The organism is Methylobacterium sp. ARG-1, assembly GCF_001262595.1.
Lineage (GTDB): Bacteria > Pseudomonadota > Alphaproteobacteria > Rhizobiales > Beijerinckiaceae > Methylobacterium > Methylobacterium brachiatum.
On record NZ_LHCD01000001.1, the window covers coordinates 287582 to 310915 of the forward strand.

Here is a 23334-nt window from a genome sequence, read left to right on the forward strand (position 1 = left end):
CCTCGCTGACGCGCGGTTGCGCGATTCCGCCCGGGGCGGTCGGCCGTTCGCCGTTACCGGCGCGCCGCTCCGGCGTCACCGGGGCTCAAGATACGCGCGAACCGTTGCCAAAAACTTCGCGACGGAGATCGGCTTCGACAGATAGGCCTCGCAGCCGCCCTCGCGGATCCGCTCCTCGTCGCCCTTCATGGCAAAGGCCGTGATGGCAATGACCGGAATGCTCTTGAGGTCGTCGTCCTCCTTGAGCCATTTGGTCACCTCGAGGCCCGAGACCTCGGGGAGCTGGATGTCCATGAGGATCAGGTCGGGGTGGTGCGCGCGGGCCAGCTCGATCGCCTCGATGCCGTGGGCGGTCTTCAGGGTCGCGTAGCCGTTCGCCTCCAAGAGGTCGTTGAACAGCTTCATGTTCAGTTCGTTGTCCTCGACGATCAGCACCGTCTTTTTCATGATCCGATGTCCCGGTGCGCGCCGATCATGATTAGCGGGCCGTGAAGCCCCTTGATGACCTTTGTAGCGATCACATGTTGATGAATGGCAAACCTCTTCAAGGGGCCGAATCTGCGGAACGGCTCGCCCTCGACGTTCTGCTGTGGATCGTGGCGGAGGATGACCGCCTCCTGCCCTTCCTGGCGGCGAGCGGCCTGAGCGCTGATACCCTGCGCGAGAGCGCCCAGGAACCGGCCTTCCTGGCGGGCGTCCTCGACCATGTGATGGGCGATGAGGGCGTGCTGCTCGCCTGCGCCGGGGCGCTGGAGATCAAGCCCGAGCGCATCGCCGCGGCCTGGCGCATCCTGTCGCCGCAGCCGGAGGACGATTGGGCCTGAGGCGGCGGTTTGCCGCGTCTGGGGTCGAGCCGCGGACGTCTCGTCACCCACCTGATCTTTCCGGGGTCGCGCAGCGGAGCCCGGAATCCAGAACCTCCGACGCTCCTCGGTTTTGCATCGTCGGCGGATCTGGCTTCCGGGCTCGCCTACGGCGCCCCGGAATGACGGGATGGTTCTGGAGGCTTCAGCCTCACGGCGTGCAGCCCTTGTCCCCCTCCTTGGCGGCGCGGCCGGCCTGGGCGTCGATATCGAGGGCGGTCATGTCGCCCAGGATGGCGAATTCCCCGTAATCGAGCTTGAGCGCGCCGCTGACGCCGTTCTCGTAGAGGTCGAAGCCGAGGGTGTAGATCGGCGTCCGCTCGCCCACCCCCGGCGTGTAGTAGCTCAGCCGCACCGGCCAGTGCGGCATGCCGGCGAGCGGGCCGTCGCGCAGGGGCTTGTCCCGGGCGGTACCCGCGGCCGGGCCAGTTCCGGCATGGCCGATCACCGCGAAGGTGTCGTAGATCTTCTTGCCGTCGTCGGAACCATCGAACACCTTGGCCGAGAGGGTCGACTGGCCGGCGCGGGCTGCCGCGATCAGGTGGCGCATGTGCTCGCTCGGGAATAGGACCGGCCCCTCCACGGTGAACGGCTTGGCCGCGCCCTTCAGTTTCACCGTGACCAATTCCCCCTGCCCCTGCTCCGAGGCGGTGCCGTCCACCGGGGCGGCCGGCTGGTTGTTGGTGAGCGTCGTGGTCTTGAACCGGAACTCGCGGCCCTTGCCGCCCTCGAAGGTGGTGCTGCGCATGTCCGACAGGCGCGGGCCGGTCTCGCCCGAGGAGAGCTCCGTCACCTGCCGGGTCAGCATGGTGTAGCCGCGGCAGGCATCGCCCCGGAAATCGATGACGATGCGGCCGCGGGCGCTTTCCACCGAGCGGGTGCCGCCGCCCTCGGCCAGCGACAGGTCGTAGACCGCCCGGTGGTTGGCCAGAACGATCTCTTTGGCCTCTTGGGCCGGCGCGGGGGCCTCGGCCTTGGCCTCGGGGGCCGGCGGCTCGGATAGGGCCGGCGCAGCGTGTGCCCCCCAGGCGGAGACGAGCAGGCCGGCCGTCAGGAGATGCGAGAGGCGCATGGGTAATCCCGGTTCAAGGTCCGCCAGATAGCAGGCGACGCGAAAGGGGCAATCCTCGGGCATCGGGGCGGCCCGCGATATGGGGTTTCCAAAGGGCTGAGCCCTTTGGCGGGGTATCGGGGCGGAGCCCCGATAGACCAGGGCGCCGCCCTGGACCCGCGAAAGGTCTCGGACCTTTCGAAACCGTGACGCTCACCGGTAGCCCTGCGCCTGCAGGGTGAACAGCTCGGCGTAGCGGCCGCCCTGCCTCATCAGGGCGGCGTGGCTGCCTTCCTCGAGCAGCCGGCCGCCCTCCAGGACCAGGATCCGGTCGGCCATCCGGACCGTCGAGAAGCGGTGCGAGATCAGCACCGTGGTCCGGCCCGCCGACAGCTCCCGGAACCGGGCGAACACGTCGTGCTCGGCCCGCGCGTCGAGCGCCGCGGTCGGCTCGTCGAGGATCAGGATCTCGGCCTCCCGCATATAGGCTCGGGACAGGGCGACCTTCTGCCACTCGCCCCCGGACAGGTCGACGCCCCCGGCGAAGCGCTTGCCGAGGGGCTGGGCGTAGCCCTCCGGCAGGCGCTCGATGACCGGGGCGGCGAGCCCCCGGGCGGCGGCCGCCGCGATCCGGTCCCGGTCGTCGGCGGCCGCGATCCGGCCGACCGCGACGTTCTCGCCGGCGGTGAGGTCGAACCGGACGAAATCCTGGAAGATCGCCGCGACCCGGGCCCGGAGGTCGTCGAGGTCGTAGGCGGCGAGCGGCCGCCCGTCGAGGAGCACCCGGCCCTCGTGCGGGTCGTAGAGCCGGGTCATCAGCTTGACGATCGTAGTCTTGCCGGCGCCGTTGCCGCCGACGAGCGCCACGGTCTCCCCGGCCCGCACCGCGAAGGACAGGCCGCGCAGGGCCCAGGTCTCGGTTCCGGGATAGCGGTAGCCGACATCCTCGAACACCAGCCCCTCCTGGATCGGGCTCGGCACCGGCACGGGCCGCGCGGGCGAGCGGATCTCTGGCCGGATCGCGAAGAACGAGAAGAAATCGTCGAGATACTGCGCCTGACCGCTGATCTGGGTGAGGCCCAGCAGCAGCCCCTCGATGCCGCCGCGCAGGCGCTGGAACGCGCCGGCCAGAAAGGCGAGGTCGCCGATCGTGAAGGCGCCGGCGACCGTGCGCCAGACGATCACCGCGTAGGCGGCGTAATAGGCCAGGGTGCCAAGGCTCGCGAAGGCAAACCCCCAGCGTGCCCGGGCGGTGGCGAGCGCCCGGTTCTCGGCGAGCAGGTTCTGCGCCAGCGCCCCGTAGAGCGCCGTGATGTAGCCCGAGAGGCCGAAGAGCTTGACCTCCTTGGCGGTCTCGACGCTGGCGCCGAGGTAGCGCAGGTAGTCGATCCGTCGCCGCTCCGGGCTGCGGATCCAGGCTAGGCGATAGCCGGCCTTGGTGAAGTGCCACTCGTTGAGGAGCGCCGGCACCAGGGCGGCGGCGATCAGCACCACGAGCCAGGGCGTGAAGGCCGCCACTCCGGCGGTGAGCGAGGCGAGCGTCACCAGGGACTGGAACTGCCCGAACACCGTGCCGATCAACCCGGTGCGGCCGCTGACCTGCCGGCGCGCCCGCTCCAGCCGGTCCTGCTGGGCGCTGTCCTCGAACTGCGCGAGGTCCAAGGAGGCGGCGTGCGCCATCAGCCGCAGGGAGGCGGCGTTGGCGTAGAGGTCGCCGATCAGGGTTTCGGTGAGGCTCGCGAGCCGGCCGATGAGGTCGGAGAGCAGCGCTAGACCGAGCTCGGCCGCCACCAGCCAGACGAGCCGGGCCCGGCCGGGATCGGCGAGCCAGTCTGAGAGGCCCGCCGGCGCCGGTCGGGCATGCTCGGCCAAGATGCCGTCGAGGATCAGCTTGGCGAGGTAGAGCGACAGGATCGGCAGGCAGGCCGCCACAAGGCGCAGGATCAAGCTCGCCGCGAGCAGGCGCGGGCTCGCCGCGGCGATCTCGCGGAACAGGGCCGGCAGGTAGCGCAGCGCCCCCAGGCGCTCGCCGAGGCGGGGGATCCGAACGCTCACCGGCGGCCGACCCGGGTGGATCGCCTGCCGACGGCCGGGTTGTGGTGGCCTTCGTCCGATTGGCCGACGGGTAGAGAGCGCATTATCTGAGGCCTGAAGAGTGTAATTTCATCGTCGAGTGACGCGTGCTGAGCGGTCCTGCAATTCTGCGTATTTCGGTCTTACTGATCTTGGCTGGCATCCTGGCGGCGCTGGTGCAGTTCCTGCTGCCGAACCCGCCGCCCGCGCCGATCCCGGCCCCCGTGGCCGAGGCGCCGGCCGAGCCCGTCCCAGCGGAGCAGACCGCGCTCCCGCCGACCCCGGAGCCTGTCCCCAGGCCCGCCGCGCCGCCCCCGGAGGCGGTGCCCGCGCGTCCCGCCCAGATGCCGTCCGACGCCCTCGCCTTCCCGTCCGACCCCGTGCCGGTCCAGCAGGGCCAGGCCGAGATCGACCGGGCCGAGGAGTCCGCCGGCCCCCGGGCACTGGCCCTGCTGGACCTCAACACCGCCTCGGCGGCCGACCTCAACAAGCTCCGGGGCGGCGGCGCGATCGGCCGGGCGATCATCGCCAAGCGCCCCTACGCCTCCGTGGACCAGCTCTTGTCGAAACGCGTCCTCAGCCGGGCGGTCTACGACAAGATCAAGGATCAGGTGACGGTGCGGTGAGGCGCGCCCGCGATGTCTTGGCTGAGCGCCGTCATCGCGAGCGCAGCGAAGCGACCCAAGGCCGCGCGCGATCTCAAGACGTGGCGCCTCACAGGGTTGCTTCGCTGCGCTCGCAATGACGATGAGGCTGCGGCCCGCCCAAACCGTCGCTCCATCCTAAGATGCCGCGCAGCGGCCCCGAAGGTGGGCTCCTTCGAGGGCTTCGCTTCGTTGCACCGCCTCAGGATGAGGGCGTGGATGGGATGAGCGCGGGACCAAAAAGCCTCAGAGCTTCGTCCCAAAAATCTCCGCCACCTGCGGGATGTCCTTGTCGCCCCGGCCCGACATGTTGAGCACCATCAGGTGATCGGCCGAGCGCTGGGGGGCGATGTCCAGCACCTTGGACAGGGCGTGGGCCGGCTCGAGGGCGGGGATGATGCCCTCCAGCATCGAGCAGAGCTTGAACGCCTCCAGGGTCTCGGAATCGGTGGCCGAGAGGTACTTCACGCGGCCCATCTCGTGCAGCCAGGCGTGCTCGGGGCCGATGCCGGGATAGTCGAGGCCGGCCGAGATCGAGTGCGCGTCGGAGATCTGCCCGTCCGCGTCCATCAGAAGGTAGGTGCGGTTGCCGTGCAGCACGCCCGGCTTGCCGCCGGTGAGCGAGGCGGCGTGCAGGCCGGACTCGACCCCGTGGCCGGCGGCCTCGACCCCGAAGATCTCGACCTCGCGGTCGTCCAGGAACGGGTGGAACAGCCCCATGGCGTTCGAGCCGCCGCCGATGCAGGCGATCAGCGAATCCGGCAGCCGGCCTTCCTGCGCGATCATCTGCTCCCGGGTCTCGCGGCCGATCACCGACTGGAAGTCGCGGACCATCGCCGGGTACGGGTGCGGGCCGGCGACGGTGCCGATGCAGTAGAACGTGTCGGCGACGTTGGTGACCCAGTCGCGCAAGGCCTCGTTCATCGCGTCCTTGAGGGTCTTGGTGCCGGATTCTACCGGGATCACCTCGGCGCCGAGCATCTTCATCCGGAAGACGTTGGGCGCCTGCCGGGCGACGTCGACCGCGCCCATGTAGACCACGCATTTCAGGCCGAACCGCGCGCACAGCGTCGCGGTGGCGACGCCGTGCTGGCCGGCGCCGGTCTCGGCGATGATCCGCGGCTTGCCCATGCGCCGGGCCAGCAGGATCTGGCCGAGCACGTTGTTCACCTTGTGGGAGCCGGTATGGTTCAGCTCCTCGCGCTTGAAATAGACCTTGGCGCCTTGGCCCGCCGGCGCCTTGGCGCGCAGGTGCTCGGTGAGGCGCTCGGCGTAGTAGAGCGGGCTCGGCCGGCCGATATAGTGGGTGCCGTAGCTCGCCATGTCGGCCGCGAAGGCGGGATCGGCCTTGGCCGCCTCGTAGGCCGCCTCCAGCTCGAGGATCAGCGGCATCAGCGTCTCGGCGACGAACCGGCCGCCGAAGATGCCGAAGCGGCCGCGCTCGTCGGGGCCGGTGCGGAAGGAATTCGGTTCGGGGGCGATGGTCACGGGGCAAGTCCTTCCGGACGCGAAGAGCGATCTGTTGCCGGGTGCCTAGACCCATGCGGGCGCCGCCGCAATGCGTCCTCCCGCCCGCGTAAATACGACGGCCGGGGCCGGTAGTCTCGATCGCGGGGCCTTTGCTTCTCACAGGATGGCGTCGATACCCTTCCGGCTGGCCAGCGCGAGCAGCTTCAGCGACGGGCCGCCGGGCTTCTTCTCGCCCTGCTCCCATTTGCTGACCAGCGACGTGGTCACGTTGAGGGCCATGGCGGTCTCGTAGGGCGGGTCTCGCACAAGGACGGCATGGCTCTTCGCGAAACCATCCGCTCGCTACTCGGTGCCGCCACCGGGCTCGTCCTGGCCTCGGCCCTGCTGCTGCGGCGGCACCGTCCATGTCTAGGCGGTGGCGGTCACCTGAGATTTGGCTTCGATCAGATGCGGCCGGCCCTAGGCCCCATCGGCAGCCGCGCAGGCCGGCACCGCGCGATCGCGCGCCGCCAGGCCGCATGGATAGGGAAGGTCCTGGGCGTCCGAACAGGTCTGGTCGGCATCGGGGGCCGCGACGCCGTAGAGGATGACGCGGCGTGAACCGACCATGACGGTCCCGCCGTCGAGCACCTGGGCCGGACCGCGCAGCGGCTCGGCCGCCTTCGCAGGGGCGTGCCAGGCGAGGCCGCCCAGCAGGAGCGCCGCCAGCAGCGGCAGGCGCGAGCGCCGGGCGGAGTCGTCGGGGCAGAGCACGGTGCCGGCGAGGCCGGCGGCACAGGCGAGGAGGGCACCGAGGATCAGGGACATGGAGGCATCTCCGCAAGAGGACGGCCCGCCTTCTGATTGGGTCCGGCCCCGCGACCCTGACGGCGCCTGTCAGCCTCCCGTCAGGCTGGGGGCGTCATGCCGTGCGGGCGCGGGATGATTTCGCGCGCTCGAACCCCACTTGCCCCGCCATGGTCGAGCCCGTCTCCGCATGATCCAGCCTCCGTCGCGCCGCGCCACGCTCCTGCTGCTCGCCGGCGCGGCCTGGCCGGCGCGCGCCTCAGAGGATGCCGACCGCGCCCGCCGCGCCCTGGAGAAGGGTGAGATCCGCCCCCTCGACGAGATCCTGCGGGCCGCCCGCGCCGCGGTGCCGGGGGACGTGGTGGCGGTCGATCTGAAGCGCGACGACGGGCAGTGGCTGTACAAGCTGCGCATCCTCGGTGCCGACGGGAAGCGGCGCTCCGTGAAGGTCGATGCCGGCTCGCTCAAGATCCTGGACGAGGACGACGATGATTGAGCCCGGGACCCGGCCATGCGCGTCCTAGTGGTCGAGGACGAGCCCCGCATCGCCGCGGACGTGAAAGCCGGGCTGGAACAGGCCGGCTACGTCGCCGACGTGGTCGCGGACGGCGAGGCCGCGTGGTTTCGCGCCGAGACCGAGCCCTACGATGCGATGGTGCTCGATCTCGGCCTGCCGCGGCTCGACGGGCTCGGCGTGCTGCGCCGGCTGCGGGCGGCCGAGGTGGTGCTGCCGGTCCTGATCCTCACCGCCCGGGACGGCTGGCGCGAGCGGGTCGAGGGCATCGATGCCGGCGCCGACGATTACCTCGTCAAACCGTTCCGCATCGAGGAGCTGGTCGCCCGCCTGCGCGCGATCCTCCGGCGCACCGCCGGCCACGCCTCGCCGGTGCTGCGCGCCGGCGCCGTGGAGCTCGACACCCGCACCCGGGCGGTCAGCGTCGACGGCCGCCCGACCGAATTGACTGCCCTGGAATACCGGCTCCTGTCGTTCCTGCTGCACCGGCCGGGGCAGGTGGTGCCGGCGGGCGAGCTGCTCGACCATCTGCACGGGGTCGGCACCGAGCGCGAGGCGAACGCCCTGGAGGCGCTGCTCACCCGCCTGCGGCGCAAGCTTGGGCCGGGGGTGATCGAGACGCGGCGCGGCCAGGGCTACTGCGTCCCGGCGCCGGACGGGCCGTGAGGCGCCATTCACTCCGCCTCCGGCTCGGCCTCGCGGCGGCGGCGCTGATCGCCCTGGCGCTGGCGCTGGCCGGGATCGGGCTGACCATAATCCTCGACCGGGTGCTCGACGCCCGCACCGCCGACGCCCTCGACCGAACCGCCAAGCTCATCGCCGGACGGGTCAGCCTCGCGCCGGACGGGAAGCCGACCCTCTCCCGGGAGCCGCCCGATTCGCGCTTCGCCACGCCGTATGGCGGACTCTACTGGCAGGTGGAGGCGGGATCGCACGTCCTGCGCTCGCGCTCGCTCTGGGACAAGAGTCTGGATCTCGGCCAAGCGGACGCGAACGGCACCGTCGATACGACCGGCCCCGACGGCGGCCGGCTCATCGCGGTGGTCCAGCCGCTGACGATCGGTCCGGGCGGCGCCGAGACCAATCTGCGGGTGATCGTGGCCGAGGATCGCCGCAACCTCGCGGCGAGCCGGACGACCTTCCTGCGCCTGCTCGTCCCGGCGCTCGTGGCCCTGTTCGTCGTCCTGGCCCTGGCAATGGCGCTGTTCGTCCGCCGGGCGCTGGCGCCGTTCCGGGTGCTGCAGGCGGATCTGCTGGCGGTCCATGCCGGGACGCGGACGCGGCTGCCGGAGGATTTCCCCGACGAGGTCCGACCGCTGGTCCACGACCTCAACCGGCTGCTCGACGCGCAGGAGCGGGCCCTGATCCGCGCCCGGGACGCAGCCACCGACATGGCGCACGGCCTGAAGACCCCGCTCGCCGTGCTCGACGCCCTGGCGCGGCGCACCGGACCCGCCGACCCAGCCCTCTCGGCCGAGATCGCCGAGCAGGCCCGGGCGATGGGCGGGCAGGTCGAGCGGGCGCTCGCCCGGGCCCGGATCGCCGCCTCCGGCGACCTGCGGCGGCGGTCCTGCCGGGTCGCCCCGGTGGCGAAGCGGCTTGTCGCGACCCTGCGCCGCCTGCCGGAGGGGGATTCCCTCGACTGGGTGGTGTCGGTTCCGGAGCCACTGGCCTATCCGGGGGAGGAGGGTGAGCTGATGGAGGTGCTGGGCAACCTCCTCGACAACGCGCGGAAATGGGCTCACCGCCGCGTGCGGATCACCGGAGCGATGGATGCCGGACGCCTGAGCCTCGCCGTGGATGATGATGGCCCCGGCATGAGCGCGGCGGCGATCGCCGGCATCGGCCGCGGCCAGCGCTGGGACGAGACCCGGCCGGGCACCGGCTTCGGCATCGCCATCGCCCGGGACGTGGCCGAGGCCGCGGGGGCGCAACTGGCGTTCGGGCGCTCGGAGATGGGTGGCCTTCGGGCAGAACTGAAATGGCCGGGCGGGTAGGGCGGCCCTCGACCGTTCACCGCCCCCGCTTCACCCTGCCCTCGACCCGCCGGCTCAGGCGCAGGAGCAGCGCGCTCAAGCGACGGGCGCAGGCCTGCGTCGTGCGGCCCTCGGTGGCGATCGTCAGGTCCGGCCGCTCGGGTGCCTCGTAGGGGGCCGAGATCCCGGTGAAGTCCGGGATCCGGCCGGCCCGGGCCAGACGGTACAGCCCCTTCGGGTCGCGGGCCTCGCAGAGGCCGAGCGGCGTGTCGACGAACACCTCCACGAACGGGATGTCGCCCGCGATCCGCCGGGCGAGCGCCCGGTCCGCGCGGCACGGCGAGATCAGCGAGACGATCACCACCGAACCCGCCTCGGCCATCAGCCGCGCCACCTCGGCGGTGCGGCGGACATTCTCGGCGCGGTCCTGCGCCGTGAAGCTCAGGTCGGCATTCAGGCCGTGGCGGAGGTTGTCGCCGTCGAGGACCGCACTGTGCCGGCCGCTGGCCACCAAGGTCCGATCGGCCGCCGCCGCGAGGGTCGACTTGCCGGCCCCCGACAGGCCGGTCAGCCACGCGATGACCGGGCCCTGGCCGAGATGCGCCCAGCGCTCCTCCCGGGGCTGGAGCGGGTGCCATGTCACGCGGCTCGAAGGCGCGTCGGTCGGGATCTTCTGCAAGACGCACATATCCATCGCCTCAGAGCATCGTCCGCGAACGCGGCTGCCGGTTATCGAACATTGCGCGGGAGGCGCCGCGTCATGGCACGCGCCAGGCCGGGTATCCGGCCACGTCGCCGAGGCGCTCCTTGACGTCCTCCAGCAAAGTGGCGGCCCGCCGCCGCCAGGCGGGGAGCGGCCGGAAGGCGACGTGATCCATCGCGGCTCGCATCATCGCGGCGACCAGGGCCTCCGTCTCCGGCGCGACCGGCCGGGCGGCGAGCTCGTTCGGGGGCGCGGCCGGCGCGGCCGCGATGACCGCATCCCAGGGCCGGCCCCAGCAGGTGGCGGCGAAGCGCTCATTGGCGGCGGCATACCGCGCCGCGACCCGGGCCAGCCCCTCCGGCGCTTCGCCGCGGAACCGGTCCGCGTCCAGCCCCCGCGCCCAGGCCCAGCGATCGACGACATGGCCGAGCTGCCGCGGATGCCCGATCACCTGCCGATGCACGCCGAGCCGGTACAGACGGCGCGCGGCCTCGACGGCGAGCGGCCCCGAACTCCGGTTGGTCCGGTATTCCAGATCGGCCGGCGTCAGCAGCGGCGCGAGGCGATCGCGCAGGCCGAGGTCGCCGATCAGCCGCGCGAGCAGCGGCGCGTCCGACCGCCGGTCGCGAAAGGGCACGGCGGTCACGCGGCCCTGCGAGGCCCGGCGCCACGGCTCCAGCAGGGCGGCATAATCGTAGCGCCCCGAGGTCCCCTCGACGCCCAGGAAGCCCCGGAAGGTGCGGCCCTCGGCGACGACCTGGGTCCGCAGGGCGTAGGCGGACGCCAGCTGCTCGGCCTGCGGCTTGACGACGAGCGCCGTCTCCAGGGCGAAGCCATGCCGCGCGCAGATCCCGGCCAGGACCTCGGGGACGCGCCAGCGCGACCGCTGCACGGCAAAATCCTCATAGGAGAGGATCAGCGTGTCCGCCTGGGTCGTGCCGAGGATCGCGTCGAGCCGCGCGAGGCCGGCTCTGCGCTCCGCCTCGGGCCGGCGCCGGTCGAGCCCCTGGCCGAGCCGGTGGTGGTTGACGTCGAGGCTGTCCGGGGCGCCCGGCGCGGCGAGCTTCGGATAGCAGATCCCGACGGCGTCGAGGCGCGGCCGCAGCCGCGCCAGCACTTCCTGAAACGCGGTGGAGCCGGTCCGCGGCATCCCGATATGCACGATTGCGCGTCGCACGTGTCCTGTCCGACCCTGTTGGATTCCATGATCCCGGACGGTGTCGGCACGGCAGAGCACAGGCCACGCGCGACGCGTGGACGTGAGTATCCGGAAACACAGCCGAGTAGATCCGTAATCACGGTCCGATCACGGAAACGCGACCAGAAATAGCCAAGCTCCGTTTCTGGTCTATTTCAGGACATGTCGCGGATGGATACAGGCCGCACGGCCGGAGCTACACGACAGGGGCCGATCGCATCCAACCCTCCACCTCAGGACGAGGTGGAGGGTTGGAATGCCGGCTTAAGGCTTTCCGGGCTTGTGCGTGTACCGTGAGCAGCGCGATCGGGCCCGGCGCTAGCGCCCGCCCTCGGCGCCGTCGCGGCGGAGCAGGAACACCCCCTGCGCGCCGAACAGGTTCCAGACCCACCAGGGCATGGAGAAGCGCATCGGCCGGCCGCTGGCGTCCAGCGCCGTGGCGGTCTCAATCCGGGCGCCGATCAGCCGGCATAGGCCGACGAAGTCGCGGATCGTGCAATGGTGGATGTTGGGGGTCTCCCACCAGGCATCCGGCATGATCTCGGTGACCGGCATCCGGCCGCGCAGGGCGAGTTCCGACCGGACCCGCCAATGCCCGAAATTCGGGAACGAGATGATCACCTGCCGGCCGATGCGCAGCAGGTGCTCCAGCACGATCCGGGGATTGCGGGTCGCCTGAATGGTCTGGGACAGCACCACCACGTCGAAGGCGTCGTCGGGGTAGTTCGCCAGGTCGGTGTCGGCGTCGCCCTGGATCACCGACAGGCCCCGGGCCAGGCAGGCATTCACCCCGTCGCGCGACAGCTCGATGCCGCGTCCGTCGATGCCGCGCCGGTCGCGCAGCAGCGCCAGCAGCGAGCCGTCGCCGCAGCCGATATCGAGCACCCGGGCGTTTGGCGGCACGAGGCCCAGGACGACGATGTGATCGACCCGGGCGCCGTTGCCCTCGGCGGTGCGGGGCAGAGCGTCCGTGGTGTCCCAGGGCGCGCCGTGGGTCCGGCGGAGGTTGGAATTGCTCACAGGCCGCGGGCCCGGGCGGCGGCGTCGATGAAGCCGCGGGCGGCGGAGAACATCGCCGGCTCGTCGAGCAGGAAGGCGTCGTGGCCCTTGTCGGTCTCGACCTCCACGAAGGCGACCGGCGCCGCGGCGGCGTTCAGCGCGTGCACGATCACCCGGGAATCGGCGGTGGGGAACAGCCAGTCGGAGGTGAACGAGATCACGCAGAACCGGGTCTTGATGCCCCGGAAGGCGTTGGCCAGCGCGCCGCCATGGTCCTCGGCGAGGTCGAAATAGTCCATCGCCCGGGTCAGGTAGAGATAGGCGTTGGCGTCGAACCGCTCGACGAAGCTCAGGCCCTGGTGGCGCAGGTAGCTCTCGATCTGGAAATCGGCGTTGAACGAGAAGGTCGGTGCCGAGCCGCCCTGGAACCGCCGGCCGAACTTCCGATGCAGCGCCGGCTCGGACAGGTAGGTGATGTGCGCGCCCATCCGGGCGACGCCGAGCCCCTTGGACGGCCGCGTGCCCTCCTCGAGGTAGCGCCCGTCGGCCCAGGCCGGATCGGCCATGATCGCCTGCCGGCCCACCTCGTGAAACGCGATGTTCTGGGCCGAGTGGCGGGGCCCGGTGGCGATCGGCATCGCGGCGAAGACCCGGTCGGGGTACAGCGCCGCCCATTGCAGCACCTGCATCCCGCCCATCGAGCCGCCGATGCACAGGAACAGGTCGCGCACGCCGAGCCGCTCCAGCAGCATCAGTTGGGCCCGAACCATGTCGCGGATCGTCACCAGCGGGAAATTCAGCCCGTAGGGCCGCCCGGTGGCCGGATCGATCGAAGCCGGGCCGGTGGAGCCCATGCACGAGCCGATCACGTTCGAGCAGACGACGAAGTAGCGGTCGGTGTCCACCGGCTTGCCGGGGCCGACCAGGGTCTCCCACCAGCCCGGCTTGCCGGTGACCGGATGCGGATGGGCGAAATACTGGTCGCCGGTGAGTGCATGGCAGATCAGCACCGCGTTCGTGCCCGCTGCGTTCAGGGTGCCGGCGGTCTGGTAGGCGATCTGGAAGGGGGCGAGCTCGACGCCGGCATCGGTCAGAAGCGGCGTGTCCGCGCCGAAGCGCATGACCAGGCTCTTGGGGTCGAGCGCCTGCGACGGCTCCGCCAGGCGCCCGGCCGTCTCGTCGATCGGGTCCGGCCGCAGCGCGGTCTCGGGTTGGGTATCCATGCGGGACTTGACGACCGTGTGTCGGCGATCCCGGTCCGCGGCAGGGAAGCGCGGGATCGCATGACGCGCCGCACTCGCCCAACGCGGCCAGCGAGACCGGGAGGTAATGCTCGAGGGGACGAGCGTCAACGCAGGGACCGGTGCAAGAATGCCCAGTCCGCGAGGCCTGGCCCGATCTGTCCAGCCTCGGGCCTGCGCTCCGCGGATCGGCCTACGGCGCGTCGCTCTGCGCGGGCGCCGCGGCAGGGGCCGTCCCGGTGGGCCCAAGAACGTCTCCCGCCGTCGTCACCACGGCTTCCACCGCGGAACCGGTCAGCTCCAGGCCGGTCTGAGCGGGCACGGCCTGCAGCACGCTTTCGAGTGCCGCATGCGCGGCCCAGGCCGCACCGTCCAGAATGACACCAGCGATGAAGTCCATGATCCGTCCTCGGTTCTCGATGACGGGATCTAGGTCGATCAGCCACGCTTCGCGGTGCGCCGAGGCACGTCCCTGGGGTTCAAGCCCGGCTCAGGCGAGCGGGGCCGCCATCAAGGCCAGCCCGAGGGCCGGGAGCCCGAGCGCCAGGGCGGCGCGGGCGTCGAGTCGGTCGGCGCGGACGCCGCCCCGCCAGTTCCGGCTCGCGAGATTCTCGACGCAGAGCCCGGACAGGACGAGCGCGCAGCCGACGATCGCCTGGATCGAAATCATGGAAACCTCACTGAGCCGGCCGCACCACGGAATGCGGCCCAGGATCACGGCTGGGGAAGTGCGTATCGGGGCCGCAGGTTCCTCCGGAGGGGCGCATCCGGGTGCGGCGTGTGCCTGTCTCTGGCGCGCCCTCAGCGGATCGCGACCGCGCAGGCGAAGAACACCATGGCGGCCCCAACGGCGGTGATGCAGCCGTTCGACCAGGCTGAGGCTTCCGCCCGGCGCATCCGGCAATCCGCGGCCACCGAGGTGAGGATCCCGATCAGGAACAGGCTGCAGGGGATCAGGTCACCGGGCATATGGATCCGTCCAGGGGCATGCGGGGCGCGGCGCGCCCGACGCGGTCCCTTCTCCGGGATCAACAGGCCGAAACGTGGCGAGTGCCCCGCGGCATTTGCGCTTCGCCGCGGGGCGGGACCTTCCGCCTCAGAGCGTGGCCGCGCCCGGCGGCGTGGCGAAATCCTCCGGGCCCATGTCGAGCAGGTCGTTGGGCGTCGCGGTCTTGTCGTAGGCCGCGCTGGCGGCGGCCTCGATCGTCGCCTGGTTTTTGGCGAACAGGTCGAGGGGGGCGAGGTCGGCCCCGCCGAAATGCTGGCGCAGCACCGGGATCGGCACGTCGATCCCGATCACCCGTTCGCCGTTGGTCATGGCGAACCGGATCAGGGTCTCGTCGGCGGGCAGGATATGGGCGCCGCCATCCAAGTAGCGTGTGAGGGGCATGGGATCCGTCCTTGTCGCAAGCGGGATCCGGGGAACATAGCGAAGCTCCGGCGACCAACCAGGGCGTGTCCAATCCCGGCAGGCACTTAAACCTTGAGGCGCGGCCCGGACCCTCCGGCTTCACCCACGGAGGAAATGCTGTAGACGGACCCGGCAAACGAAACTTCCGCCCGCGCATCCGAGTCGCAGAGCCATGTCCGCCCCCAAACCCGTCCGCCCGGAACCGCGCCCCGGAATCCTGGCGATCGACACCTACGTGCCCGGCAAGAGCGGGCGGCCCGGCGGCGGCAAGGTCCACAAACTCTCGTCCAACGAGACGCCGCTGGGACCGAGCCCGGCGGCGCTCGCGGCGCTCCACGAGGCCACCGCCAAGCTGGAGACCTACCCGGACGGGCGGGCGACGGTTCTGCGCACGGCCATCGCGAAGCGCTACGGGCTCGATCCGGAGCGGATCGTCTGCGGCGCCGGCTCCGACGAGCTGCTCTCGCTGCTGGCCTATGCCTATGGCGGCCCGGGCACCGAGGGCATCTATTCCGAGCACGGGTTCCTGGTCTACCGGATCGCGATCCTGGCCTCCGGGGCGACGCCGGTGGTGGCGCCCGAGCGCGACTACACCACCGATGTCGATGCGATCCTGGCCCGGGTCACCGAGCGGACCCGGATCGTCTACGTCACCAACCCGAGCAACCCGACCGGCACCTATCTGCCGTTCGACGAGATCCGCCGCCTGCACGCCGCCCTGCCGGCGAACGTGCTGTTGGTGATCGACGGCGCCTACGCCGAATACGTGCGGGCGAACGACTACTCGGCCGGGCTCGAACTCGCGCTCGAAGCCGAGAACGTCGTGATGACCCGGACCTTCTCGAAGATCTACGGCCTTGCCGCCGTGCGGATCGGCTGGATGCTCGCCCCGGCACACGTGGCGGATGCGGTCAACCGCATCCGGGGCCCGTTCAACGTCTCCGGCCCGGCCATCGCGGCGGGCGCGGCCGCCATCGCCGACGAGGCGCACATGGCCGCCGCCGCCGCCCACAACGCCGAGTGGCTGCCCAAGCTCACCGACGGCGCCCGGGCGCTTGGCCTGACGGTGACGCCGAGCGTCGCCAATTTCGTGCTGATCCACTTCCCCGACGAACCGGGCCGCTCGGCCGCCGACGCCGACGCCTTCCTCACCGAGCGCGGGCTGATCACCCGCCGGGTCAGCGCCTATGGCCTGCCCAACGCCCTGCGGGTGACGGTGGCGGGGGCAGAGGCGAACACGGCCTTCCTGGCGGCGTTAGGCGACTTCGTGCGGGGCACGCATGCCTGAGGCCGCGACCCCGCCCATCGGGCGCCTTACCATCGTCGGGCTGGGGCTGATCGGCTCCTCGATCGCCCGGGCAGCCCGCCGCTACAGCCTCGCCGGCACGATCGTCGCCCTGGACCGGGACGCGGCCGTGCGCGAACGGGTCGCCGAGCTCGGCATCGCCGATGTCGTCACCGGCGATCTGCAGGAGGGCGCCACGGAGGCCGACCTGGTGATCCTGTGCGTGCCGGTCGGCGCCATCGGCGCGGCCGCCGCCGAGCTGGCGCCATACCTGAAACGCGGCGCGATCGTGTCGGATGTCGGCTCGGTCAAGGGCGCGGTGGTGGCGGCGATCCGGCCGCACCTGCCGGAGGGCGTCGCCCTGGTCCCCGGTCACCCGATCGCCGGCACCGAGTTCTCGGGGCCGGATGCGGGCTTCGCGACCCTGTTCCAGAACCGCTGGTGCATCCTGACGCCCCCCGAGGGCACCGACCCCGCGGCGGTGGAGCGGGTCCGGGTCCTGTGGGAGGGCATGGGCGCCAATGTCGAGACCATGAGCGCCGAGCACCACGACCACGTTCTGGCGATCACCAGCCACCTGCCGCACCTGATCGCCTACAACATCGTCGGCACCGCCGCGGACCTCGAATCCGCGACCCAGTCCGAGGTGATCAAGTTCTCGGCCAGCGGATTTCGCGATTTCACCCGCATCGCCGCCTCCGACCCGACCATGTGGCGGGACATCTTCCTGAACAACCGCGAGGCGGTGCTGGAGATGCTCGGTCGGTTCAACGAGGACCTCTCGGCGTTGGCCAAGGCGGTCCGCTGGGGCGACGGCGACGCGCTCCACGCGATGTTCACCCGCACCCGGGCGATCCGGCGCAGCATCGTGGCCCAGGGCCAGGAGACCGCCGCCCCCGATTTCGGGCGCCCGCGGCCGCCGGAGGAGTAGGGCGACAAAGGGCTCCTCCAATTCCCCCCCTCATCCTGAGGCGCCGCAGCGCAGCGGAGGCCTCGAAGGAGCCCTCCAGAGATCGCGCGGTGGGCTGGAGGCCTCCTTCGCGGCTCCCTCGCGCGCGCACCTCAGGATGAGGGTGTGGGTGGGATGGCCGTCGCCGGCGGCCGGCGCGGCCAAGCTTCGCGATGCGGGGTGAGCTCGCGCGCGACGCCGAACGGTCCGGTGTTGGGGCTCAGCAGCCCCGGCTCTTGGGGCGACTGCCGCGACGATGATGCAAGCTATCGCGCACCGATCGGACTGATCGGGCGGTATTCCCTAGAAACCTATAAAGATAGCAGGATTGATTTTTTATACAATTTTCTGCATTATAAATTCGGTTCGATTATACCGTATGCCGGTACAGGGATTGTCCCTCATGAGCGGCACCAAGAAGCCGGGGACCCAGACCTTGCTGACGCTCGCCGACATTCTCGGCATCCCGGTCGACCGCTTCTTCGACAGCGAGAGCGGCTCGCCCGCCATCGCCGACATGCAGGAATGCCTGCGCCTCTGGTCCTGTATCAGGACCGACGCCGGCCGGGAACGTGCCCTCACCGCCCTGCGCGCCATCATCGCGAGCGAGCAGCGGTAAGCGGTGCGAGCGCTGGTCGAGCGCGCGGTTCCGTCTGCGAATGATGGCCGCGACTGACGCGCGCGTCTTCCCTTCCCCGCAGAGGAGGGAGATGCGCCGGCATCGGATGCGTGACCATCGCAACCCACGCGGCGAACGTCCGGCTCCCTACCGCGCCCCGCGATGGAGATCCCCGTCGATCAGCAGGGCACTGCGGCCGTCCAGGCGGGAGCGGTAGACCTGCAGGTTCTCCATCACGCGCTGCACGTAGTTGCGCGTCTCGGTGAACGGGATGCGCTCGACCCAGTCGATCACGTCGACATCGCCCTTGCGCGGGTCGCCGTAGGCGTCGATCCACTTCTTCACGTTGCCGCCGCCGGCATTGTAGGAGGCGAAGGCGAGGACGTAGGAGCCGCGCCAATCCTCCATCAGCTCGCCGAGATGGGCCTGACCGAGCTTGGCGCAATAGGCCGGGTCGCTGGTCAGGCGGTCGACGTCGAAGGACGTGGCGACCCGGCGGGCGGTGCGCTGGGCGGTGGCCGGCATCATCTGCATCAGGCCGCGGGCGCCGACCCCGGACTGGGCCCGGGGGTCGAACTGGCTCTCCTGCCGGGCGATGGCGTAGACCATGGCCCGCTCGACCTGGGGCACCGCCGTGAAAGTCTCGTAGGCCGGGATCCCGATGGTCGGATAGGCGTGGGCGTCGAGCGGCAGGCCGCGCTGCACCGCGAGCTTGCCGATCGCCACCAGGGCGCGGGCATCCTTCATCTCGGTGGCGAGGTCGCCGAGCGCCTGGATCTCGCGCGGGTCGGTGAGGTCCCGGGCGGCGTCGATATAGAGCGGCAGCGCCAGGTCCTTGAGCCCCGCCTCGCCCAGCATGCGCAGAGCCCGGATGTAGAGCCTGTCCTCGAAGGCCTGTCGCTCGACGCCCTCGAGATCGGCCGGCGCGCGCAGCGGCAGGCTGGTCTGGCCGAGCCGGGCCCGGGCGACCTGGCCGTAATAGGCGATCGGCTGCAGGGCGGCCCGCTCGTAGAAGCCCTTGGCCGCCTCGCGCTGGCCCAGCGCCTCGGCCGCCCGGCCCTGCCAATAGGCGGCCCGCGCCAGCGAGACCGGGCTCTCCGCGATGGTCGCCATCTGGGCGAAGTGCTGCGCGGCGCTCGCCGGGTCGCCGGCGAACCGCAGGGCGATCCAGCCGGCGTGGAACTCGGCCTCCAGGCGCTTCTCTGGGGTGCGCGCGGCATGGCCGCTCGCCACCGTGAAGGCGGTCTTGGCGTTGCCGAGGTCGAGGAGCTTGCGCGCCACGATCCGGCGCTCGATCCACCACTCGTCGCCATCGACCAGCACGTCCGGGTTGGTGGGCGCCGCGGCCAGGATCGCGGCGGCCTCCTCGGGCTTGTCGGCCCGGCGGAAATACTGCGCCCGGGAGAAGATGTAGGAGGCGTCGCCCCGCAGGGAGGGCGGCACCGCGGCGAGCGCGGCCGGGGCACCGGCCTTGTCCTCCACGGCCCGGCGGGCGCGCACGAGGCTGGCATAAGCGCCGCCCGCATAGCCCGCCGCCCGGCCGGCGCTCTCCCAATCGTCTTTCAGGAGCGCCCGCTCCATCCGGTAGCGGTGGTCGATCCGGGTGAGCACGCCCGGGAAGGCGTCCTGGACCTTGGCCTCGAGGCTCTTGCCGAAGGTCTCGGTGCGCCACAGGTCGCGCACGATCTCGGCGGCGTCGGTGTCGTAGCCGTCGGCCCGGAGCGCCAGCGCCAGGGCGAACTTGCCCGGCGCGCTCACCGGCTTGGCGGTTGCGAAATAGGCCCGGACCACGGCCGGGGGCTTGCGCTCGGAGAGCAGCGCCTCCTCGGCCCGGCGGCGCAGCAGCGGGCCGGCCGGCCAGGTCGGGTTGGCGCGGGTGAAGGCGACGGTGCGGGCGAAGCCGATGCCGGCGCCCGCGCGGATCGCCACCCATTCGAGCAGCGCCCGGGCGGCGGGATCGGTGAAGCCGTCGCGCATCCGGTCGCCGTCGGCGACTCGGCCCTTGCGGTAGAGGTCGATGGCGCCGCGCAGCAGGGTCGGATCGGTGTCGCCCGAGATCTTGGGCTTGCCCGGGTCCGGGACCTCGGGCACCGGCGCGGCCGGCGTCAGCGCAGCGTCGGGCAGCGGGAAGACCACGGGGGCGTCGGGGTCGGCCGAGGCGTAGGCGGTGGCGGCGGCCGGGATCTTGCCGGCGGCCTCCTCGCCCCGGTCGGAGCCCTTGGCGGTCTGGGCCGGATCGAGCTTGAGGGCGTCGGCGGTGACCGGATCGGCGACCGCCTCGGCCTCGGTGCTCCGGGTTTGGGCCGGGGACAGGGCAGCGTCGCTCGCGGGCGGCGTCGGCTGCGAGGCGGGCGCGTCGGTGCCGACCTGGCCCGCGAGCGCGACCCCGAGGGTCGTGACCAGAGCCGCCGCCGCCAGGGGCGTGCGCGTCGAGGCCAGCGCGCGGATCACGGGACCTCGGATCGACTGGGCTCGGATCACGTTTCCCCCCTTCTCGCGACCGGAGTGGAAAGAAATGAAGATCGGCGCGGGGGCATTAAGAACCCGTAAACCCTCGCCACGATCTGTTTGCGCCCCGTGGCGCGACCGCCTATGTCTGCCCGTCCGCGGCCGAACGGCGCGCGGGACGCACGGCGCCGGGAGCGCCGGGACCTGCCCATCCGCCGAGACCCCAGCTGAGCCTCTTTGGGACGCCTGAGATGACTGAGATGACCGGGAGCCGCCTGCGGGGCTCGCTCACCGCGCTTGTGACGCCGTTCCGCGACGGCGCCTTCGACGAGGCCGCGTTCCGGAAATTCGTACGCTGGCAGATCGACCAGGGCAGTCACGGCCTCGTGCCGACCGGCACCACCGGCGAGAGCCCGACCCTGACCCATTCCGAGCACGACCGGGTGGTCGAGGCCTGCATCGACGAGGCGGGCGGGCGCGTGCCCGTGGTGGCGGGCGCGGGCTCCAACTCCACCGCCGAGGCGGTGGCCCGGGCGCGCCACGCCGAGCGAGCCGGCGCCGACGCCGTGCTGGTGGTCACGCCCTATTACAACAAGCCGACGCAAGAGGGACTCTACGCCCACTTCAAGGCCGTCAACGACGCGGTCGGCATTCCGATCATCATCTACAACATCCCGCCGCGCTCCGTCGTCGACATGAGTGTCGAGACGATGGCCCGGCTCTTCGAATTGAAGAACATCGCCGGCGTGAAGGACGCGACCGCCAAGATCGACCGCGTCAGCCAGCAGCGTCAGGCCATGGGGGCGAACTTCCTCCAGCTTTCGGGCGAAGATGCGACGGCGCTCGGCTACAACGCCCAGGGCGGCCACGGCTGCATCTCGGTGGTGGCCAACGTGGCGCCGCGCCTCTGCGCCGACCTGCAGGAGGCCTCGCTCGCCGGCGACTACGCCAAGGCGCTGGCCCTGCAGGACCGGCTGTTCCCGCTCCAGAGCGGGCTGTTCGCCGAGGCCAATCCGGGCCCGACCAAGTACGCGCTGGCCAAGCTCGGCCATATGACCGAGGACCTGCGCCTGCCGCTGGTGCCGGTCTCGAACGCGACCCGGGCGATCGTCGACGCGGCTTTGCGCCACGCCGGTCTGCTCGAAGGCTGAGGAGAGTCACACACACATGGCCCCGAAACCGGAGCCCAGTCGGCGCGTCGTCGCCGACAACCGTGCCGCGCGCTTCCACTACACGATCGAGGACACGCTCGAGGCCGGTATCGCCCTGACCGGCACCGAGGTGAAGTCCCTGCGCGGCGGCAAGGCGACGATCGGCGAGGCCTATGCCGGCCCCTCCGGCACCGACCTGATGCTGTTCAACGCCTATATCCCGGAATACCTGGAGGCGAACCGCTTCAATCACGAGCCCAAACGCCCGCGCCGCCTGCTGCTGCATCGCCGCCAGATCAACAAGCTGATCGGCGCCACCCAGCGCCAGGGCTACACGGTGGTGCCGCTGAAGATCTACTTCAACGACAAGGGCCGGGCGAAGATCGAGCTCGGCCTGGGCAAGGGCAAGCAGGCCCACGACAAGCGCGAGGCCGCCAAGGAGCGCGACTGGCAGCGCGACCGGGCGCGGCTGCTGCGGGACCGGGGGTAGATCGGTTCACGGCCCTTCCGTCATTGCGAGCGCAGTGAAGCAACCCAGGGCAGCGCGCGATCTCCTGATGTCGCGCTGCCCCGGGCTCACGTCGCTCCGCGCGTGATGACTGGCAAGGCGAAGTCCAAAACTGGCGATTCACCTTCGGTCCGTGGCGATCTAGGCTCGCGCGATCCGAGGAGCCGCCGATGCAGCCCAGCATCGACGCCTTGCCCGCCGACCTCCCTGCCCCCGTGGATGACGGCGCGGCCGAACACCTGCGCGGGATGAAGCTGCCCGACGTGGCGCTCACGGCGACCGACGGCACGACCGTGTCGCTGGCGCGGCTCTCGGGCCGGACCGTGGCCTATGCCTATCCGCGCACCGGCGATTCCGGGCGCCCGGGGCTGCACGCCGCAGGCCTGCGATTTCCGGGATCACCATGCCGCCCTGCGGGAGCGCGGCGTCGCGCAGGTCTACGGCCTCTCGACTCAGACCAGCGCTTACCAGCGGGAGGCGGCCGAGCGGCTGCGCCTCACCTTCCCGCTGCTGGCCGATCCGCATCGGGCCTTCACGATGGCCGCGCGCCTGCCGGTCTTCGACGCGGGCGGGCAGGTGCTGCTGCGCCGCCTCACCCTGGTGATCGACGACGGCGTCGTCAGCCAGGTGTTCTACCCGGTCTTTCCCGCCGATCGCGGCGCGCAGCAGGTGATCGATTGGCTCGACGGCGGCGCCTGACGCTTGGCCCCGGTCTCAGCCCTCTTCGGATTCCGGCTGGCGGATGCCGTAGCGGTTCTCGAGGGCCGGGCTCGGGCGGGCTTCGCCGCGGTAGCGGCTGGCAGTCTCGCCGGCAGCCCGGACCGGGCGCTCGCTCGGCTCGCGGCCGATGCGGTTCGAGAGGCTCGCGAGATCCACGAACTCGTCGGCCTGCCGGCGCAGCTCGTCGGAGATCATCGCCGGCTGGGTTTGGATGGTGGAGATCACCGTCACCTTGACGCCGCGCCGCTGCATCGCCTCGACCAGCGAGCGGAAATCGCCGTCGCCGGAGAACAGCACCATGTGGTCGATATGCGGGCTGAGCTCGAGGGCGTCGATCGCCAGCTCGATATCCATGTTGCCCTTGTACTTGCGCCGGCCCATCGAGTCCGTGAACTCCTTCACGGGCTTGGTCACGACGCGATAGCCGTTGTAATCCAGCCAATCGATCAGCGGTCGGATCGAGGAATATTCCTGATCCTCGATCATCGCGGTGTAATAGAACGCGCGCAGGAGGTTGTCGCGAGCCTGAAATTCCTTGAGCAACTTCTTGTAGTCAATATCGAAGCCAAGGGCCTTAGTGGTCGCGTAGAGGTTGGCGCCGTCGATGAAGAGGGCGCTGCGCTGCGGTGCTGCCATGGATGAGTCGAATCCTGAAAGAATATGGGTTGCCGGAAATCGTGTGCTGAAACGGCTGCTCGAAATCCGGGCGGAAAACCCAGGCCGTA

Annotated in this window: 26 protein-coding genes and 1 pseudogene; 11 read left to right on the forward strand and 16 right to left on the reverse strand. The window is 71.0% G+C overall.

Annotated features, from left to right (window positions below; genetic code table 11):
• Positions 1-75: 75 nt before the first annotated feature.
• A complete protein-coding gene (locus tag AKJ13_RS01320) occupies positions 76-447 on the reverse strand; it encodes a response regulator (protein WP_007560977.1) in 372 nt (123 codons plus the stop codon).
• 80 nt (positions 448-527) lie between these two features.
• Here AKJ13_RS01320 and AKJ13_RS01325 point away from each other — a divergent pair, with 80 nt between their 5' ends.
• On the forward strand, positions 528-824 hold the full coding sequence (locus AKJ13_RS01325) for a DUF3572 domain-containing protein (RefSeq protein ID WP_050731860.1): 297 nt from the start codon (positions 528-530) through the stop codon (positions 822-824).
• Positions 825-1014: 190 nt separating this feature from the next.
• Here AKJ13_RS01325 and AKJ13_RS01330 read toward each other — a convergent pair whose 3' ends face one another.
• A complete protein-coding gene (locus AKJ13_RS01330; protein WP_050731769.1) occupies positions 1015-1935 on the reverse strand; it encodes a cell envelope integrity EipB family protein in 921 nt (306 codons plus the stop codon).
• 192 nt (positions 1936-2127) lie between these two features.
• Complete coding sequence (locus AKJ13_RS01335) at positions 2128-3969, reverse strand: ABC transporter ATP-binding protein (protein ID WP_082316825.1); 1842 nt, start codon at positions 3967-3969, stop codon at positions 2128-2130.
• A 125-nt stretch (positions 3970-4094) separates the two neighbouring features.
• Between AKJ13_RS01335 and AKJ13_RS29965 the strand changes: the two genes are divergently transcribed.
• A complete protein-coding gene (locus AKJ13_RS29965; protein WP_064774595.1) occupies positions 4095-4613 on the forward strand; it encodes a helix-hairpin-helix domain-containing protein in 519 nt (172 codons plus the stop codon).
• A 264-nt stretch (positions 4614-4877) separates the two neighbouring features.
• On the opposite strand, the gene trpB is transcribed toward AKJ13_RS29965, so the two are convergent.
• The 3 genes from trpB to AKJ13_RS01355 form a co-directional block, all read right to left on the reverse strand.
• A complete protein-coding gene (gene trpB / locus AKJ13_RS01345) occupies positions 4878-6119 on the reverse strand; it encodes a tryptophan synthase subunit beta (protein WP_050731771.1) in 1242 nt (413 codons plus the stop codon).
• 138 nt (positions 6120-6257) lie between these two features.
• Positions 6258-6380, reverse strand: a complete 123-nt coding sequence (locus AKJ13_RS01350) for a hypothetical protein (RefSeq protein ID WP_348270927.1) — start codon at positions 6378-6380, stop codon at positions 6258-6260.
• A 180-nt stretch (positions 6381-6560) separates the two neighbouring features.
• Positions 6561-6908 carry a hypothetical protein gene (locus AKJ13_RS01355; protein ID WP_244471473.1) on the reverse strand — a complete coding sequence of 116 codons (348 nt, stop codon included), beginning with the start codon at positions 6906-6908 and terminating at the stop codon, positions 6561-6563.
• Positions 6909-7077: 169 nt separating this feature from the next.
• Between AKJ13_RS01355 and AKJ13_RS01360 the strand changes: the two genes are divergently transcribed.
• The 3 genes from AKJ13_RS01360 to AKJ13_RS01370 are packed head-to-tail and all read left to right on the forward strand — an operon-like array spanning position 7078 to position 9398.
• Complete coding sequence (locus AKJ13_RS01360; protein WP_050731772.1) at positions 7078-7383, forward strand: PepSY domain-containing protein; 306 nt, start codon at positions 7078-7080, stop codon at positions 7381-7383.
• A 15-nt stretch (positions 7384-7398) separates the two neighbouring features.
• Positions 7399-8067 (forward strand): response regulator transcription factor, encoded by a 669-nt coding sequence (locus tag AKJ13_RS01365; RefSeq protein WP_050731773.1) that lies wholly within the window; start codon positions 7399-7401, stop codon positions 8065-8067.
• Positions 8064-9398 carry a sensor histidine kinase gene (locus AKJ13_RS01370; RefSeq protein WP_050731774.1) on the forward strand — a complete coding sequence of 445 codons (1335 nt, stop codon included), beginning with the start codon at positions 8064-8066 and terminating at the stop codon, positions 9396-9398. Before AKJ13_RS01365 ends, AKJ13_RS01370 begins: the two co-directional genes overlap by 4 nt.
• A 16-nt stretch (positions 9399-9414) precedes the next feature.
• Here AKJ13_RS01370 and cysC read toward each other — a convergent pair whose 3' ends face one another.
• The 8 genes from cysC to AKJ13_RS01405 all read right to left on the reverse strand — a co-directional run bounded on the left by cysC (position 9415) and on the right by AKJ13_RS01405 (position 14908).
• Positions 9415-10065: an adenylyl-sulfate kinase gene (cysC, locus tag AKJ13_RS01375; protein ID WP_050731862.1), complete on the reverse strand. Its 651-nt coding sequence runs from the start codon at positions 10063-10065 to the stop codon at positions 9415-9417.
• Positions 10066-10135: 70 nt separating this feature from the next.
• Positions 10136-11257, reverse strand: coding sequence for a hypothetical protein (locus AKJ13_RS01380; RefSeq protein WP_050731775.1), 1122 nt, complete (start codon positions 11255-11257; stop codon positions 10136-10138).
• Between the two features lie 339 nt (positions 11258-11596).
• Entirely contained in the window at positions 11597-12298 is a 702-nt protein-coding gene (gene metW / locus AKJ13_RS01385) for a methionine biosynthesis protein MetW (protein ID WP_144426152.1), read from the reverse strand.
• Positions 12295-13500 carry a homoserine O-acetyltransferase gene (locus AKJ13_RS01390; protein WP_050731776.1) on the reverse strand — a complete coding sequence of 402 codons (1206 nt, stop codon included), beginning with the start codon at positions 13498-13500 and terminating at the stop codon, positions 12295-12297. Before AKJ13_RS01390 ends, metW begins: the two co-directional genes overlap by 4 nt.
• Before the next feature lie 211 nt (positions 13501-13711).
• Positions 13712-13918, reverse strand: a complete 207-nt coding sequence (locus AKJ13_RS01395; protein WP_050731777.1) for a hypothetical protein — start codon at positions 13916-13918, stop codon at positions 13712-13714.
• A 90-nt stretch (positions 13919-14008) separates the two neighbouring features.
• Positions 14009-14188 (reverse strand): hypothetical protein, encoded by a 180-nt coding sequence (locus AKJ13_RS01400; protein WP_050731778.1) that lies wholly within the window; start codon positions 14186-14188, stop codon positions 14009-14011.
• 131 nt (positions 14189-14319) lie between these two features.
• On the reverse strand, positions 14320-14487 hold the full coding sequence (locus AKJ13_RS32105) for a hypothetical protein (RefSeq protein ID WP_200905562.1): 168 nt from the start codon (positions 14485-14487) through the stop codon (positions 14320-14322).
• A 127-nt stretch (positions 14488-14614) separates the two neighbouring features.
• Positions 14615-14908 carry a hypothetical protein gene (locus AKJ13_RS01405; RefSeq protein ID WP_050731779.1) on the reverse strand — a complete coding sequence of 98 codons (294 nt, stop codon included), beginning with the start codon at positions 14906-14908 and terminating at the stop codon, positions 14615-14617.
• 193 nt (positions 14909-15101) lie between these two features.
• On the opposite strand from AKJ13_RS01405, the gene AKJ13_RS01410 reads away from it, so the two are divergent.
• From AKJ13_RS01410 to AKJ13_RS01420, 3 genes are all read left to right on the forward strand, one after another.
• Complete coding sequence (locus AKJ13_RS01410) at positions 15102-16217, forward strand: histidinol-phosphate transaminase (RefSeq protein WP_050731780.1); 1116 nt, start codon at positions 15102-15104, stop codon at positions 16215-16217.
• The gene (locus AKJ13_RS01415) at positions 16210-17145 is read left to right on the forward strand and encodes a prephenate/arogenate dehydrogenase family protein (RefSeq protein WP_050731781.1); all 936 of its coding nucleotides are present in this window, start codon (positions 16210-16212) and stop codon (positions 17143-17145) included. The genes AKJ13_RS01410 and AKJ13_RS01415 overlap by 8 nt, the downstream gene beginning before the upstream one ends.
• A gap of 421 nt (positions 17146-17566) precedes the next feature.
• Positions 17567-17782 (forward strand): hypothetical protein, encoded by a 216-nt coding sequence (locus tag AKJ13_RS01420; protein WP_050731782.1) that lies wholly within the window; start codon positions 17567-17569, stop codon positions 17780-17782.
• 147 nt (positions 17783-17929) lie between these two features.
• Here AKJ13_RS01420 and AKJ13_RS01425 read toward each other — a convergent pair whose 3' ends face one another.
• Entirely contained in the window at positions 17930-20185 is a 2256-nt protein-coding gene (locus AKJ13_RS01425) for a lytic transglycosylase domain-containing protein (protein WP_050731864.1), read from the reverse strand.
• 296 nt (positions 20186-20481) lie between these two features.
• Between AKJ13_RS01425 and dapA the strand changes: the two genes are divergently transcribed.
• From dapA to AKJ13_RS01440, 3 genes and pseudogenes are all read left to right on the forward strand, one after another.
• Complete coding sequence (gene dapA, locus AKJ13_RS01430; protein WP_050731783.1) at positions 20482-21381, forward strand: 4-hydroxy-tetrahydrodipicolinate synthase; 900 nt, start codon at positions 20482-20484, stop codon at positions 21379-21381.
• 16 nt (positions 21382-21397) lie between these two features.
• Entirely contained in the window at positions 21398-21871 is a 474-nt protein-coding gene (smpB, locus tag AKJ13_RS01435) for an SsrA-binding protein SmpB (RefSeq protein ID WP_007559061.1), read from the forward strand.
• A 188-nt stretch (positions 21872-22059) separates the two neighbouring features.
• Positions 22060-22588: pseudogene (locus AKJ13_RS01440) on the forward strand (peroxiredoxin).
• 15 nt (positions 22589-22603) lie between these two features.
• On the opposite strand, the gene AKJ13_RS01445 reads toward AKJ13_RS01440, so the two are convergent.
• Positions 22604-23245 (reverse strand): NYN domain-containing protein, encoded by a 642-nt coding sequence (locus AKJ13_RS01445; protein ID WP_007559065.1) that lies wholly within the window; start codon positions 23243-23245, stop codon positions 22604-22606.
• Between the last annotated feature and the right edge of the window lie 89 nt (positions 23246-23334).

Excerpts from the sequence above, each read along its gene's own strand:
- AKJ13_RS01320 (WP_007560977.1), bottom strand. The coding sequence starts at position 447 with ATGAAAAAGACGGTGCTGATCGTCGAGGACAACGAACTGAACATGAAG.
- AKJ13_RS01325 (WP_050731860.1), top strand. The coding sequence starts at position 528 with ATGAATGGCAAACCTCTTCAAGGGGCCGAATCTGCGGAACGGCTCGCC.
- AKJ13_RS01330 (WP_050731769.1), bottom strand. The coding sequence starts at position 1,935 with ATGCGCCTCTCGCATCTCCTGACGGCCGGCCTGCTCGTCTCCGCCTGG.
- AKJ13_RS01350 (WP_348270927.1), bottom strand. The coding sequence starts at position 6,380 with ATGGCCCTCAACGTGACCACGTCGCTGGTCAGCAAATGGGAGCAGGGC.
- AKJ13_RS01355 (WP_244471473.1), bottom strand. The coding sequence starts at position 6,908 with ATGTCCCTGATCCTCGGTGCCCTCCTCGCCTGTGCCGCCGGCCTCGCC.
- AKJ13_RS01360 (WP_050731772.1), top strand. The coding sequence starts at position 7,078 with ATGATCCAGCCTCCGTCGCGCCGCGCCACGCTCCTGCTGCTCGCCGGC.
- AKJ13_RS01365 (WP_050731773.1), top strand. The coding sequence starts at position 7,399 with ATGCGCGTCCTAGTGGTCGAGGACGAGCCCCGCATCGCCGCGGACGTG.
- cysC (WP_050731862.1), bottom strand. The coding sequence starts at position 10,065 with ATGTGCGTCTTGCAGAAGATCCCGACCGACGCGCCTTCGAGCCGCGTG.
- AKJ13_RS01390 (WP_050731776.1), bottom strand. The coding sequence starts at position 13,500 with ATGGATACCCAACCCGAGACCGCGCTGCGGCCGGACCCGATCGACGAG.
- AKJ13_RS01395 (WP_050731777.1), bottom strand. The coding sequence starts at position 13,918 with ATGGACTTCATCGCTGGTGTCATTCTGGACGGTGCGGCCTGGGCCGCG.
- AKJ13_RS01400 (WP_050731778.1), bottom strand. The coding sequence starts at position 14,188 with ATGATTTCGATCCAGGCGATCGTCGGCTGCGCGCTCGTCCTGTCCGGG.
- AKJ13_RS32105 (WP_200905562.1), bottom strand. The coding sequence starts at position 14,487 with ATGCCCGGTGACCTGATCCCCTGCAGCCTGTTCCTGATCGGGATCCTC.
- AKJ13_RS01405 (WP_050731779.1), bottom strand. The coding sequence starts at position 14,908 with ATGCCCCTCACACGCTACTTGGATGGCGGCGCCCATATCCTGCCCGCC.
- AKJ13_RS01410 (WP_050731780.1), top strand. The coding sequence starts at position 15,102 with ATGTCCGCCCCCAAACCCGTCCGCCCGGAACCGCGCCCCGGAATCCTG.
- AKJ13_RS01415 (WP_050731781.1), top strand. The coding sequence starts at position 16,210 with ATGCCTGAGGCCGCGACCCCGCCCATCGGGCGCCTTACCATCGTCGGG.
- AKJ13_RS01420 (WP_050731782.1), top strand. The coding sequence starts at position 17,567 with ATGAGCGGCACCAAGAAGCCGGGGACCCAGACCTTGCTGACGCTCGCC.
- dapA (WP_050731783.1), top strand. The coding sequence starts at position 20,482 with ATGACTGAGATGACCGGGAGCCGCCTGCGGGGCTCGCTCACCGCGCTT.
- smpB (WP_007559061.1), top strand. The coding sequence starts at position 21,398 with ATGGCCCCGAAACCGGAGCCCAGTCGGCGCGTCGTCGCCGACAACCGT.
- AKJ13_RS01445 (WP_007559065.1), bottom strand. The coding sequence starts at position 23,245 with ATGGCAGCACCGCAGCGCAGCGCCCTCTTCATCGACGGCGCCAACCTC.